Here is a 15,249-nt window from a genome sequence, read left to right as displayed (position 1 = left end):
ATTATTCTAATTATACAAATATTGTAAAAATAGTTATATAACACTTTAAAAGATAATTAGAATGTTTATATAAAAATGTTAAAATAATAAAAATCAAGTGAGCCTGGACAGGTTGAAAGTATCTTTATTTCTTAGTATAATTTTTGTATAAACTTATAGTTAAAGAAAGGATACAATAAATATGAAAAGAATATTAAAAGTATTAACTATTATTTTATCAATTTCCCTAATTTTATTAGGTTGTGGTCAAAAGCAAGCGACTGAAAGTAAAAAAGAAGCTAGTAAAATTGATTTCGGTGGTAAAACAATGAATGTTGTGGCAACTTCTGAAAAATACAAAAAACTTTTTGATAAATTCGCAGCTGAAACAAATAGTAAAGTTGAATTTTTATCTATGTCAAGTGGAGAGGTAATCTCAAGAACAAAAGCAGAAGGTAAACCGATGGCAGATCTTTGGTTTGGTGGAGGAATTGATGCTTTTATGGCTGCTAAAAAAGATGGTCTTTTAGAGCAATATGAAGCTAAAGGATCTGATAAAATCAAAGAAGGATTCAAAGATAGTGAAAATTACTGGCTATCAAAAGGTATTACTGTAGTTGGATTTTTAGTTAATGAAAAAGTCTTAAAAGAAAAAGGATTAGAAGTTCCTAAAAAATGGTCAGATTTAACTAATCCAAAATACAAAGGTACTATCATAATGAGTAACCCGGCAATTTCTGGTACTAACTTCGGTGCTGTAGCAGGAATTTTAGGACAAAAAGGTAACGAGAAAGGATGGGAATACTGGACTGCATTCAACAAAAACGTTGATTTCTACAGTAAACGTGGTAAAGATCCACAAGAAAAAACAGCTGCAGGGGAATTCGGAATTGGTATTATTCCTGTTGATAAATCAGCATTTGATGCAGCTAAAAAACACAATTTAACAGTTGTTTATCCTGAAGATGGTATTCCTTGGATTCCTGAGGGTGTAGCAATATTTAAAAATTCTCAAGCTACTGATATAGCTAAAGCATTTGAAGACTTTATCTTAAAACCTGAAAACCAACAATTAATTGCTGAGCTTGATGGTAAAGATGGAGCTCAAATGGTAATCGATGGTTCTAAAGGAGCGGATTTAGGATTACCTAAAGATAGACTTCTTAAAGAAGATTTAGCTTCATTTGGTAATGAACGTAGCGCTATTCTTAAAAAATGGAAAGAATTAGTGGGAGATAAATAAAATTGGATTGAGACTGACCAAAAAGCACTAGATTTTAAAATAGTTTACATGAAAACTCATAGACGCAGTGGTTTATTGATATCTAAATTCGCTTCAAAAAGCTTTTTAAATATCTAATAAGCTGTGTGGGGGTGACTCGACAAAATTGATTTCTACGAAATCACGATTTTTGAGTCACTCCCATTTTAAAAATATTAAAGGAGATAGTATGTTTAAAAAAATAAATTTATTTGATAGTATTGTCATAGGACTCATTATTACTTCTTTTATACTTTTTGTACTATATCCGTTTGTTGCTGTTTTTAATTATGGGTATAAAGGTGAGTTGTTTTCTGAGTTACTAACTAATCTTCCTAGTTATTCTCATTTACTAGCAAATACTGTAAAAGTAGCCTCAGCAACTACTATAGTTACTGTCTTTATATCGGTTGCTGTTTCACTTTATTATTTTATCGGAACATCGAAATTCAAGAAGATAATAGTTCTTATATTTATGATTTCTATGATTTCACCACCTTTTGTTACTTCATTATCGTATATTAATTTATTTGGAAGACGCGGTTTAATAAGTTACAATCTGCTGAAATTAAATTATGATCCTTATGGTTTCTTCGGAATTGTCAGTATGCAAAGTGTGACGCATATTTCTATAAATGTCCTACTTTTAGTTGGGTTTTTAAAAGGGATTGATAAAGGTGTGATTAACTCAGCTAGGTCTTTAGGTGCAAATACGAATAGGATAATACTCGATATCCTTCTTCCGCTTATGAGACCTGTTATTAAAGTAGTTATTCTGTTGACATTCTTAAGGAGTATGGCTGATTTTGCAACACCGGCTATAATAGGAGGTAAGTATAATGTTCTTGCCACTGAAGGTTATTTATCATTTATTGCTGAAGGAAATATTAGTAAAGCTGTAGTAATGAATTTAATTATTCTAATCCCCTCACTTCTTATATTTTTGATATTCTTTAAGAGTTTTAGAAATACTACACTAGGTAGTAAAAATGTTGGTGTATTAGAGGCTGATATTAAGAAATCGGGTATTATTTACTATATTTCTTTAATAGTTACTGTAATTATTGTTTTGATGTTAGCTAGTTTATATAGCGCGATAGTTATTTCGGCATTTTCAACTATGGAATATGGGAAATTAGTATTTACATTGCAGAATTTTATAGATGCTACTGATTATATAACTGATGTTTTTGTAAGAAGTGTGATTTATTCACTTATTGCTGGATTGATTTCTTCGGTAGTAGGTCATGTTCTTCAATATTACATTTACATAAGAAATGTTAAAGTCTTAAAAATGATTGATTTTGTAGCGACTTTACCTTATATACTACCTGGTACATTCTTTGGGCTAGGTTACGTATTAGCTTTTAACTCATATCCTTTGAAATTAACAGGAACAGCATTAATAGTAATATTGAACTTAGTGTTTAAGCAGATGCCGTTTGCCACAAAAATAGGTTATAGCTCTATAAGTCAAGTGTCTGAAGACCAGTTGAAATCAGTGAGGGACTTAGGAGGAAGTAGGTTCAATGAGATTAAGGATGTTGTGTTTCCTATGAGTTATGAAGGTTTTTATATAAGTTTTATTAATGGTTTTACGGCAACGATGACAACAATTGGGTCTATTATTTTTTTAATATATCCTAGTCAAAAAGTGGCGACTATAGTTATGTTTGATGTAATAGAAAGTGGAAAATACGATATAGGTTCGGTTATTGCGTTTTACATAATTATGATATGCTTAGTGATAAATATATCGTATTACTTGATAGTAAATAGAAGGAGATAGAGTATGTACTTAAGTTTAAAAAATATCTCAAAAAAGTATAAAGATAAAGAAATTCTAAAGAATATTAGTTTTGATATAAAAGAGGGAGAGTTGATTTGTATACTAGGGCCCTCTGGATGTGGGAAAACTACGTTGTTAAATATTATAGGAGGATTCATATCAGATTTTTCAGGTGATGTATTGTTATCTGATGAGAATATTAATAATATACCACCTGAAAAAAGAGAAATTGCTACCGTATTCCAATCTTATGGTTTATTTACTCATAAAAATGTTATAGACAATGTAAGTTATGGTCTGAAATTATTGAAAATTGATAAGAATACGAGGGAAAATAGAGCGAAAGAGATGTTAGAAAAAGTTGGTCTAGCAAGCTATGAAAAGAAAAAGATTAAAGAGTTGTCTGGAGGAGAACAGCAACGCGTCGCTATAGCTAGAAGTATGGTGTTGAATCCAAAATTGTTGTTACTAGATGAACCTTTATCGAACCTAGATGTGCATCTTAGGGATGTAATGAGAAAAGAGATTAAAAAAATTCAAAAACAATTTGGTGTTACAATGATTATAGTTACTCATGATCAAGAGGATGCCTTTAAGCTTGCTGATCGAGTAATCGTAATAAATGAAGGACATATAGAGCAAGTTGGTACTCCAGAAGAACTCTATAAAGAGCCTAAGAATAACTTCATCTCGAATTTTATAGGTGAAAATAATATTATCGATGAAAACCTGGTAATTAGACCGGAAGAAATATCCATAAAATTAGATAGCTCGGGAGAGGGTAAAGTTGTTGATGTAACTTATCTAGGAGCTACAGTTGAATATTTAGTTGAGACTCCAGATGGGAATACTTTAAAAGTCTTAACGATGTCAACAGCAGAAAGATTTAATATCGGAGACAAGGTTTTGGTACAAATTAATAATTAAAAATAACACTAATAGAGATATCTTAAGTCTCTATTAGTGTTATTTTTTGTTTACTTTTATTCAAAGTGATAGTATAATAGTTTTATTGAATTTAAAGATGAAAGGTAAAGAAAAGTGAAAAAACATTTTAAAAAAATATTAGCAACACTGCTGATTTTAGTAGTTGTTGCATTTGGTTTTGTTGGAAACTATTTTTATAACTTTGGATTGAATCCGAAGGTAGATAAGAGTGCGATTGTTAATCAAGATAGTGATGGAAGTAAAGAAGATAAAACAGCTTTAAACAAGTGGTTTGATGAAACGAAGCAAATTGTTGAGATGGAGTCTGTTATTAAAAATAAACTTGTAGGATATAAATTCGTTAATCCGGATGCTAAAAAATGGATATTTGTAGTACACGGATACACTAGTGATGCTAAGAAAATGGTTAACTATATCAAGAAATTTTATGATATGGGTTATAGTGTCTTTGCACCAGATTTAATAGCTCATGGTAATAGTGAAGGTGAGTTTATTTCTATGGGTGGTTACGACTCTGATGATTTAGTTAATTGGGTTAAGAAAATATCATCAGAAAATAACAACGCTGATACTGCATTATTTGGGATCAGTATGGGTGCAGCTACAGTAATGAACGCAGTAGGTAAGAATTTACCATCTAACGTAAAAACTTTTATTGAAGATAGTGGTTATGTGAATTTAAAAGTAGAGTTCACATATCAGTTGAAAAAACTATTTAATTTACCGAGTTTCCCTGTAATTCCGGCAGCAAATACAGTGACGAAGATAAGAGCTGGATATTTCTTTGGGGACGTAGATGCAACAAAAGCTTTGAAAGAAACTAAACTCCCTGCATTAGTACTACATGGTGAAGAAGATGGTTTTGTACCAATTGAACATGGGAAAGCCGCTTATGATCTAATAACTTCAGAAAAAGAATTTCATAGTTTCCCAGGAATGAAACATGTTCAGGCTGAAAGAAAATTCAGAGAACAATATTGGAATATTGTAGGGGAATTTTTAAAGAAACATTTTTAATAAAAGAAAAAAGACGATTGAACTTAAATCAATCGTCTTTTTTTGGGGAATAATTTAATGAAGATCTAAATTTAATATAATTAGTTACTCACCGATAATAACTAACTCTTTGTTAAGTTTGTTTAAAACTTCACAACCATCTTCTGTAACAAGAACTAGGTCTTCGATACGAACACCGAATTCTCCTGGAAGATAAATACCTGGTTCGATAGAGAAAATCATACCTGGCTCACATTTAGTTTCATTGATGCTAGAAATATCTCCATATTCATGACATTCTAATCCGATGTGATGGCCTGTACGATGTGTAAAGAATTCTCCATATCCTTTTTCTGTAATGTAATCACGACAAGCCGTGTCTATATCGCAGAATCTAACACCTGGTTTAACAGCCGCAACTCCTCGTTTTTGAGCTTCTAATACTATTTCAAATACTTCACGTGCTTTTTCGCTTGGTTGTTTCCAAAATACAGTACGTGTCATATCTGAACAATAATTGTCTTTAATCCCACCCATATCGATAATTATAGCATCTCCTGGTTTTACATATCTATCTCCTACAGTACCGTGAGGATTAGCTCCGTTAGCTCCGTAAGCGATAATAGGATCGAACGATAATCCATCAACTTTTAATTCTTCATGAATAGCAAGCAAATCTTTAGCTACATCTTTTTCTGATTTTCCTTCAGAAATACTATTTATAACTCTTTGGCAGGCTGCGTCATTTAGAAGAGAAGCACGGCGCATAAGTTCTTTTTCTTCTTCATCTTTAATCATACGAACTCGGTCAACGATTTGAGATACATCTACAAATTTGTTTTTTGGTAGATGATTCATAAGAGGTAATAGGAACCTCGCAGGAAGAACTTTATCTATACCCACAATAGCCCCATCTGGTATACTTTTTGCTAGAAGTTCAATAGGATTATCAGTATCAGAGTAGACCACTTTTTCTAATCCTAAATCTTTTTCGAGTGGGAAAAGAGCATTGATGAATAGTTTGTGATTACCATTTTCATCAAGTAATACTGCGAAAAATCTTTCGCCTGGATGTTCTAAGTATTCAGTTAGGTAAAAAATTGAATAAGGATCGCTAATTAGTGCTTGGTTGATTCCTTGTTGCTTCATTTTTTCTAAAATCTTGTTAGTTCTTGAAAGTTTCACTTTTCTCTACTCCTTTTTTGTCTTATAATCTTTAATATAATTATATCATTAATATTAATCGATTGCAAAATAGTTAGATAGATGATTATTATAGATTTTAATAAAATAATTGAATATTAAAAAATGTTGAGATATAATAAAAGAGGAGTATAAATATCGCGAATTAAGTTATATTTTAGAAATAGAAAATAAACTGTTATGCGATACAAACAAATTGTAAACAAATAAACAACAGGAGGTATTATTATGGGGGAATTAAGGGGTTTATATCCTGAAATTAAAGAAAATTTCTCTAAAATGTTAAAAGTCGATGAGACTCATACTATTTATTATGAGGAGAGTGGGAATCCTCAAGGCGTTCCGGTAGTTTTTTTACATGGTGGACCAGGCTGTGGAACATCAGCAAGTGGTAGACAATATTTTGATCCGGAGTTTTATCGAATTATATTATTTGATCAAAGAGGAAGCGGAAAGTCTACGCCTCATGCATGCTTAGAGAATAATGATACTTGGCATATTATTGATGACATGGAGAAAATAAGGGAGGATTTAAACGTTGATAAATGGCTAGTATTTGGAGGAAGTTGGGGATCTACCTTAGCTCTTTGTTATGCTATTAAACATCCAGAGCGTGTGTTAGGTTTAGTACTACGTGGTATTTTCTTAGGGCGTAGAGAGGATATATTATGGATTTATGAAAAGGGTGGTGCGAGTAATATACACCCAGAAGCATTCAAGCGATATGAAAGTATAATACCTAGAGATGAACGTCGTGATATGGTCCGTGCGTATTATAACCGTTTAACAAGTGAAGATAGGGAAACAAGGGAAGTCGCGGCAAGAGAGTGGAGTATGTGGGAAGGAAGTCTTGTGACACTTCACCCAAATCCGAATTTAGAGCAGAGTTTTGGTGATATTCATTATGCGGTTTCTATGGCTACGATTGAGTGTCATTTTTGGATGAATCATATGTTTTGGAATGATGATGATTGGATATTAAACAATATCGATGCTATAAAAGATATTCCTACAACAATAACTCATGGTCGTTATGATGTTGATTGTCGGGTAGTCGGCGCTTACGAATTAAGTAAAAAATTAAATAATTGTAAATTGGATATTGTTGTTGCTGGTCACTCAGGAGGGGAACCAGCGATAGTGGATTCATTGGTAAAAGCAACGGATTATTTCAAAGGGATATTAAAATAATAACAATAGTATGTAGACTATAGATGTTGATTCTATAGTCTATATTATTTTGTATGGATAATGGTTGAATTTTAAAAATCTAGGGGACTGTACCAAAAGACCTAAATTTTAACAAAGTGTATATGAAAACTTATAGACGCAGTGGTTTATTGATATCTAAAATCGCTTTAGAAAAGCTTTTTAGATATCTAATAAACTGTGCGGGAGTGACTCGAAAAAATCTTGTTTCTTAAGAAATCACGATTTTTGAGTCACTCCCATTATTTTGTAAGGGAAATGGGTGAATTTTAAAAATCTAGGGGACTGTACCAAAAGACCTAAATTTTTAAAAAGTGTACATAATAACTCATATGCGCAGTGGTTTATTGATATCTAAATTCACCTTATAAAAGCTTTTTAGATATCTAATAAACTGTGCGGGGGTGACTCGACAAAATCGATTTCTCCGAAATCACGATTTTTGAGTCACTCCCTAGTGAAATGAGCTTTATAATGTGATAGAATATTAAGTATGATAATTGTGAGGATTATTTATCAATGAAGCTTTTCACGATTAGTTAGAAAATTCATAAAGAAGTTATATATGAAATAACAAAGGAGTAAGGACAATGGAGATAAAAGAAAGAGTTTCTAAGTTAAGAGCATTAATGGAAAGAAATGGAATTGATGTCTATATGGTTCCAACAGCAGATTTTCACAATAGTGAATATGTAGGAGAACATTTTAAAGCTCGTGCATTTATGAGTGGATTTACTGGTTCTGCAGGGACATTAATTGTTACTAAGGATTTTGCAGGTTTATGGACAGATGGGAGATATTTCTTACAAGGAGAAAAACAATTAGAAGGAACTGGTATTGAGTTGCAAAAAATGCGTGAACCTGGAGTTCCTACTATCGCGGAGTTTGTTGTTGAAAATACACCTGAGAACGGGGTATTAGGATTTGATGGTCGTGTTGTAACTTTTGGTGAAGGAAAAGACTTAGCTACTAAACTAAAACGTAAAAATGCTACGGTAAAATATGATATTGATTTAGTTGATGAGATTTGGGAAAATCGTCCTGCGTTATCAGAGAAACCAGCATTTTATATGAATTTAGAAAGAGCTGGAGAATCTGTAGCTAGTAAGCTCGAGCGAGTTCGTAAAGAAATGCATGAAGTCGGAGCCAATATTCATGTTATCACTACACTTGATGATATTGGATGGTTATTAAATATTCGTGGTATGGATGTTGATTATGTACCGGTATTATTAAGTTATGCAGTTGTTTATGAAAATAGTGTTGACTTATATGTAGATGAGAGAAAACTATCTGATGAAATCAAAAAACACTTGGCAGACCACAATGTACACATTAAGCCATATAATGATATTTATGAAGAAGTTAAACAATTTTCAGGTAACGATGTAGTTCTAGTCGATTCAGAGTGCTTAAACTATGCAGTGTTTAACAATATTCCAAAAGAGATAACACTAGTGGAGAGACGTAACCCGACAATTTTAATGAAATCTATAAAAAATGAGGTTGAATTACAGCATACTATTAAAGCCCATGTGAAAGATGGTATTGCTCATACGAAGTTTATTTATTGGTTAAAACAACTGGTAAAACAAGGTACAAGTGAACAAGAAGATGAACTTTCGGCATCTGTGAAACTTGTAGAATTTAGAAAAGAACAAGGTGGCTTTATCTGTCCGAGTTTTTCTCCGATTTGCGGTCATGGTGAAAATGGAGCTATTGTGCACTATTCATCTTCTAAAGAAACTTCTATTCCGTTACGTACGGGTACTTTCTTCTTAACAGATACTGGTGCACACTTTGAAGAAGGTTCAACTGACATAACACGTACTACAGCGATGGGAGAAGTTAGCGATAAATTAAAATACGATTATACACGAGTGCTTCAATGTCACCTGCGTTTATCAAGATTAAAATTCATGGAAGGTGTGTCTGGAGCTAATGTGGACTTATTCGCTCGTGCTCCATTATGGCAAGATTATGAGAACTTCAACCACGGAACAGGTCATGGTGTAGGATACTTAGGTAATATTCATGAAGGACCTCATGGTATTCACTGGGGAATCTATCGCGCAGCTGAACCATTTAAACATGGTATGGTAGTTACTAATGAACCGGGATTATACATCTCAGGATCTCATGGTATACGTTTAGAGAATGAACTTATTGTTAGAAAAACAGTAAAAAATGAATACGGTCAATTTATGGAATTTGAAGTGATGACATTTGTACCATGGGATTTAGAAGCTATTAACCTAGATATGCTTACAATTGAAGATAAATATGAATTGAATAAATATCATGCGAAAGTATTCGAAGTATTAGCTCCACACTTTGAAGGCGATGAGTTAGAATGGTTAAAACAAGCAACTAGAGAAGTTTAATTTCTATGTTGAAGATAATTTAAAAGTCCTAAAATTTAACAAAGTTCATATGAGAACTCATGGACGCATTGTATTGATATCTAAATTCGCTTTATAAAAGCTTTTTAGATATCTAATAAACTGTGCAGGGGTGACTTGACAAAATATTGTTTCTTAAGAAATCGCGATTTTTGAGGCACTCCCTACTAATATTATCTAAGAAAAAGTGATATAATAGATTATGTGCAATTTAAAGAAATAATTAGCAAATAAAGAGAAGAAGTCGAGGAAAATCAAATGGATTTAAATACACAATTAAAAAAATATGCCCAACTTATCGCGAAAGTTGGATTAAATGTTCAAGAAGGTCAACCGGTATTAGTTCGTGCTAGTATTGAAACACGTGAGTTTGTAGCGAAAGTTGTAGAAGCTTGCTATGAATTAGGAGCAAAAAGAGTGTCAGTAGAATGGCGTGACCAAGAATTAACAAAATTAAATTTAAAATATCAAAGTGAAGAGTCGTTAAGTACGGTAGGTCAATGGTACATTGATAAGTATCAAGACGAATTAGATGAAGGTGCAGCATTCTTATCTATTATCGGAGATGATCCAGATGGATTAGCAGGTGTAGATAGTGCAAAATTAAAAGCATCTATGGTAGGTCGTTCAAAAGCTATGCGTAACTATATGAAATCAATTATGAGTGACGAATGTCCTTGGTGTGTTGTTTCTGCGTCAACAGTAGGATGGGCAAAAAGATTATACCCTGAATTAAACGATGAAGAAGCTTATTTAAAACTTTGGAATCAAATCTTAAGTGCTTGTCGTTCAACTGGAGATGACCCTGTAGCTGAATGGGAAGAACACATTAAAGTTTTAGATGAAAAAGCGAAATTTTTACACGAAAATGAATTAGTTAAATTGCATATCACAAATGACTTAGGAACTGATTTATATGTAGGATTACCTAAAAATCATATTTGGCAAAGTGCAGGAAGTTATGCTAAAAAAGCTGATCGTTTCGTAGCTAACATCCCTACAGAGGAAGTATTTACAATGCCTCATAAAGATGAGACGAGTGGTATTGTTTATAATGCTAAGCCTCTAAACTACAGCGGGGTATTAATTGATAATTTCTGGTTGAAATTTGAAGATGGTAAAGTCGTAGACTTCGGAGCTGAGCGTGGTTATGATGTTCTGAGAAACTTATTGGAAACTGATGAAGGTTCAAGAAGAATAGGGGAAATGGCATTAGTACCTTATGATTCACCAATCTCAAATACAAAAATTCTATTCTTAGAAACATTATTTGATGAGAACGCAGCATGTCACATTGCTCTTGGTAAAGCATATCCAACATGTGTTCAAGGTGGACCAGAAATGACTGATGAACAATTAGCGGAAGTTGGTGCTAATGATAGTTTAGTTCACGTTGATTTTATGATTGGAGAAGCGACAACAAATATTACTGGGTATACAGCAGATGGTAAAGAAGTAGCAATTTTTAAAGACGGAAACTGGGCTTAATAATATATAAGATATACGGTTGAAAAAAATTTCGATTGTATATCTTTTGTTTTGTTTGGTAGAAGTTTTCAAAATTTCATAGATTATCGTGGATTTTATTTGCGAAAAGAGGCTAAATATGTGATAATAGATTGTACTAATATTTAGGGGTGATTAAATGCGTTTGGATAAATTTTTAAAAGTATCAAGAATTATAAAGAGAAGAACAGTTGCTAATGAAATATCATCAGAAGGGCATATAGCGATTAATGATAAAAAGGCAAAGCCATCTAGCACTTTAAAAATAGGGGATAAGATTACTATTTACTTTGCTAAGAAAGAAGTTGTATATGAAGTATTAGAATTAAAAGATAGTACTAAGAAAGAAGATGCAACCAAAATGTTTAAAATCTTATCTGAAAAATCAAGAGAAGTAGAAGATGAGAGAGCAGAATAGCCAATTCAAAAAAGACGTCTTAGAAGCAAAAGCTAAGTATAGAAAACGTCGTAAGTTTATTATATTAGCTATAATGACCTTTGCTTTAGCTGTAACTTTACTGCAAACATTTTTATATATCCGAGATAAGAAACAAATCAATGCTCAATTAGCTGAACAAAATCAGACGATTGAAAATCTTGATAAAGAAAATAAAGTAAATGAACTAGTCATAGATAAACTAAAAGATCCATACTTTATAACGGACTTGGTAAGGCAGGAGTATGGGTTAAGCTATCAAGGTGAGTTGATTTTCAATATTCCATTACAAGAGAATTTCTTGCAAGCGACGATAAAGTCTATAATGGATGGAAATTTAGAAAAATCTGGAGATAATAATGGTAGAATTGATGATAGTAAAATCCCTGAACTAGCCAAAAAAGATGATAAAAAATCAGCTTCTACAAAAGAATCAGAGAAAAATACTGATAAACAAAATGCTAAGAAAACTAGTGATAGAAGAACAGAAGATAATTCATCTGAAAAGGAAGATGATAAAGAAGAGGGAAATCAACCTCAAAGAGCAACTAATAATAAAAATTCAAACACTAATAATCAGAGAAGTAACAGAGGATAACGTTCTGTTGCTTCTTTTTTCAGACTTCTATATGATACAGATTTCTGAAATGTTATTATATAAAAAAATACTTCTGACCATTAATATTATGAAATGATTAATATAAAAGTAAAGATAGTGTATAGCGAAATGGGATTTTAGTATTAAATTTACAATACTTAAGTTTAAATATTTGTTAAAAATGTATTAAAATGTTAATATAATAGGTAACAAATTTAATTATATACATAAATCGGAGGAGATTATGAATAAATATCTAGGTGATGCTTTGCATACCGACCTTTATCAAATTAATATGGGATATGCATATTTTAAAGATGGAATACATGAGAGGAAGTCATATTTCGATGTGTATTTTAGAAAAATTCCTTTTGGTGGAGGATATGCAGTATTTGCTGGACTTGCTAAAATTATAGATTATGTGAATTCATTTGAATTTTCAAACTCTGATATAGAATTCTTAAGAGAATTAGGATATGAAGAAGACTTTTTAGAATATCTAAGTACTATGAAATTTACAGGGAATATTCGTTCGGTAAAAGAGGGAGAAATTATTTTTGCTAATGAGACACTCTTGAGAATTGAAGCTCCATTTATTCAAGCGCAAATAATGGAAACTGCTATTTTGAATATTGTTAACTATCAAATACTAATAGCTACAAAGGCCGCTAGAATCAAGCACTTATGTCCAGATGAAGTTTGTATGGAATTTGGTACTCGTCGTGCTCATGAATTTGATGCAGCAATATGGGGGACGCGAGCTTCTATTATCGGTGGATTTGATGCGACTAGTAACGTAAAAGCTGCAAAATTGTTTAATATTCCATGTAGCGGAACACATGCTCACTCATTTGTTCAGGCTTATGAAGATGAAGAAGTTGCATTTAAGAAATATGCAGCTGCGCATAAAGATTGTTATTTCTTAGTTGATACTTATGATACATTGCGCTCTGGAATTCCTACTGCTATTAAAGTAGCGGATGAATTAAAAGATGAGATTAATTTCCATGGTATTAGATTGGATTCAGGAGATATAGCATATCTATCAAAAGAAGCAAGAAAAATGTTAGATGAAGCGGGGTATCCTAATGCGAAAATAGTAGCGTCAAATGATTTAGATGAAGATACAATTACTCACTTAAAACAAGAAGGTGCATGTATTGATGCGTGGGGTGTAGGTACAAAGCTTATAACTGCTTATGATAACCCAGCCTTAGGTGCTGTTTATAAACTTTCATGTTTAGAAAATGACAATGGTGAGATGATTGACAGACTAAAAGTCTCAGAAAATCCTGCAAAATTAACTGTTCCAGGTGTAAAAAGAGTTTATAGAATAATAAATACAGACACAGGTATGGCAGCAGGGGATTATATTGCATTGGAAAAAGAAGACGTGAATGCAGAACAAAGTATAAAACTTTTCCATCCGACTCATACTTACTTAGCTAAGGAAGTGGAGAACTTTAAAGCAATAGATATTCATGAAGATATTTTTGTTAATGGTAAGCAAGTATATGAAGTGCCAACAGTACAAGAAAGTGCTAAGTACTTCCAACAAAATAAAGAATTATTATGGAGTGAGTATCTTCGTTTATTAAATCCAGAATTTTATCCAGTAGATTTAAGTGCTGAGTGTTGGAAAAATAGAAAAGAAATATTGGAAAGAGTAACAAAAAAATCAAAATAATTAGGTGATAATATGACATTACAACAGGAAGTAATAAAAAGATTAAGATGTAAACCTGAAATTAATGTAGAAGAGGAAATAAGATTAACAATCAATTTTCTAAAAGATTATATAAAGAAAAATAACTTCATAAAAAGTTTAGTATTAGGTATATCAGGTGGGCAAGATTCTACACTTTGCGGAAAATTATGTCAAATGGCAATTACTGAATTGAGAGAGGAAACAGGTGAAGAGTATAACTTTATCGCTGTTAGACTACCGTATGGACAACAATTTGATGAAGATGATTGTAACGATGCATTAAAATTTATTAGTCCGGATAAAGTATATACTGTTAATATAAAAGATGCGGTAGATGCTAGTGTTAATTCATTAAAAGTAGCAGGTGTAGAAATTACTGATTTTGCGAAAGGTAATGAGAAAGCAAGAGAAAGAATGAAAGCTCAGTATTCTATTGCTACTATGAATAAAGGTATAGTAGTTGGTACTGACCATGCAGCAGAAGCTATCACTGGGTTCTTTACAAAACATGGAGACGGTGGAGCAGATATTGTACCTCTGTATAGATTAAATAAAAGACAAGGGAAAGCATTATTAAAAATGTTAGATTGTCCAGAACACTTATATCTGAAACAACCAACCGCAGATTTAGAAGAAGATAGACCTGCTTTAGAAGATGAAGTTGCACTTGGAGTAACATATAATGACATAGATGATTACTTAGAAGGAAAAGAAGTTCCTAATAATGTAAAAGAAATAATAGAAGGACATTATCTAAAATCAGAACATAAAAGAAATTTACCGGTTACTGTGTTTGACTTTTACAATATATAAAAGAAAAGAAAGAAGAGAGAAAAAGAAACAATTCTCTCTTTTTTTTAACTAATTATAGAAGAAAATAGATTATAATGGAGAAATAAAAATAAATTTTAAAAATGTGTTGACATAATCTATAAGTAGTGATAGAATAATGAAAGTCTTCTGATAGAGAAGACGAACAATAAAGAATTTCTAAAGAGCTAATGTTAAGAAAAAAACTTGACAAAATCTAATAGAAATGATAGAATAATAACAGTCTTTTAAAGACTATATCATCACAATGAAAATTTAAATTAGTTTTTTTAAAAAACATAAAAGAAACTATTGACAAAGTTCAAAGTTGATGATAGAATAGTAAAAGTCTTCTCAAGAAGAAGACGAACAATCAAACATTTCGAAATATCAAATGTTAAGAA

Annotated in this window: 12 protein-coding genes; 11 read left to right on the top strand and 1 reads right to left on the bottom strand. The window is 31.8% G+C overall.

What is annotated here, in order from left to right; all coding sequences use genetic code 11:
• Positions 1-181: 181 nt before the first annotated feature.
• From RWN11_RS00470 to RWN11_RS00455, 4 genes are all read left to right on the top strand, one after another.
• Complete coding sequence (locus RWN11_RS00470) at positions 182-1,222, top strand: ABC transporter substrate-binding protein (RefSeq protein WP_314159836.1); 1,041 nt, start codon at positions 182-184, stop codon at positions 1,220-1,222.
• A gap of 208 nt (positions 1,223-1,430) precedes the next feature.
• The gene (locus tag RWN11_RS00465; RefSeq protein WP_314159835.1) at positions 1,431-3,029 is read left to right on the top strand and encodes an ABC transporter permease subunit; all 1,599 of its coding nucleotides are present in this window, start codon (positions 1,431-1,433) and stop codon (positions 3,027-3,029) included.
• 3 nt (positions 3,030-3,032) lie between these two features.
• Positions 3,033-3,956, top strand: a complete 924-nt coding sequence (locus RWN11_RS00460) for an ABC transporter ATP-binding protein (RefSeq protein ID WP_314159834.1) — start codon at positions 3,033-3,035, stop codon at positions 3,954-3,956.
• A 114-nt stretch (positions 3,957-4,070) separates the two neighbouring features.
• The gene (locus RWN11_RS00455) at positions 4,071-4,994 is read left to right on the top strand and encodes an alpha/beta fold hydrolase (RefSeq protein WP_314159833.1); all 924 of its coding nucleotides are present in this window, start codon (positions 4,071-4,073) and stop codon (positions 4,992-4,994) included.
• A gap of 84 nt (positions 4,995-5,078) precedes the next feature.
• Here the strand turns inward: RWN11_RS00455 and RWN11_RS00450 are convergent, their stop codons facing one another.
• The gene (locus RWN11_RS00450; protein ID WP_314159832.1) at positions 5,079-6,158 is read right to left on the bottom strand and encodes a Xaa-Pro peptidase family protein; all 1,080 of its coding nucleotides are present in this window, start codon (positions 6,156-6,158) and stop codon (positions 5,079-5,081) included.
• 246 nt (positions 6,159-6,404) lie between these two features.
• Here RWN11_RS00450 and pip point away from each other — a divergent pair, with 246 nt between their 5' ends.
• From pip to nadE, 7 genes are all read left to right on the top strand, one after another.
• Complete coding sequence (gene pip / locus RWN11_RS00445) at positions 6,405-7,367, top strand: prolyl aminopeptidase (RefSeq protein ID WP_314159831.1); 963 nt, start codon at positions 6,405-6,407, stop codon at positions 7,365-7,367.
• 608 nt (positions 7,368-7,975) lie between these two features.
• Positions 7,976-9,769 carry an aminopeptidase P family N-terminal domain-containing protein gene (locus tag RWN11_RS00440; RefSeq protein WP_314159830.1) on the top strand — a complete coding sequence of 598 codons (1,794 nt, stop codon included), beginning with the start codon at positions 7,976-7,978 and terminating at the stop codon, positions 9,767-9,769.
• Positions 9,770-10,045: 276 nt separating this feature from the next.
• Positions 10,046-11,275 carry an aminopeptidase gene (locus tag RWN11_RS00435; RefSeq protein ID WP_314159829.1) on the top strand — a complete coding sequence of 410 codons (1,230 nt, stop codon included), beginning with the start codon at positions 10,046-10,048 and terminating at the stop codon, positions 11,273-11,275.
• Positions 11,276-11,432: 157 nt separating this feature from the next.
• Complete coding sequence (locus RWN11_RS00430) at positions 11,433-11,711, top strand: RNA-binding S4 domain-containing protein (RefSeq protein ID WP_314159828.1); 279 nt, start codon at positions 11,433-11,435, stop codon at positions 11,709-11,711.
• The gene (locus tag RWN11_RS00425) at positions 11,695-12,327 is read left to right on the top strand and encodes a septum formation initiator family protein (protein WP_314159827.1); all 633 of its coding nucleotides are present in this window, start codon (positions 11,695-11,697) and stop codon (positions 12,325-12,327) included. The genes RWN11_RS00430 and RWN11_RS00425 overlap by 17 nt, the downstream gene beginning before the upstream one ends.
• A gap of 244 nt (positions 12,328-12,571) precedes the next feature.
• Positions 12,572-14,014 carry a nicotinate phosphoribosyltransferase gene (locus RWN11_RS00420; protein ID WP_314159826.1) on the top strand — a complete coding sequence of 481 codons (1,443 nt, stop codon included), beginning with the start codon at positions 12,572-12,574 and terminating at the stop codon, positions 14,012-14,014.
• Positions 14,015-14,026: 12 nt separating this feature from the next.
• A complete protein-coding gene (gene nadE / locus RWN11_RS00415) occupies positions 14,027-14,848 on the top strand; it encodes an ammonia-dependent NAD(+) synthetase (protein ID WP_314159825.1) in 822 nt (273 codons plus the stop codon).
• Positions 14,849-15,249 lie beyond the last annotated feature (401 nt).

This window comes from uncultured Gemella sp. (genome assembly GCF_963519265.1).
Classification (GTDB): domain Bacteria; phylum Bacillota; class Bacilli; order Staphylococcales; family Gemellaceae; genus Gemella.
The sequence above is the reverse complement of the archived record's forward strand: the minus strand, read 5'-3'. Positions and strand labels throughout refer to the sequence as shown.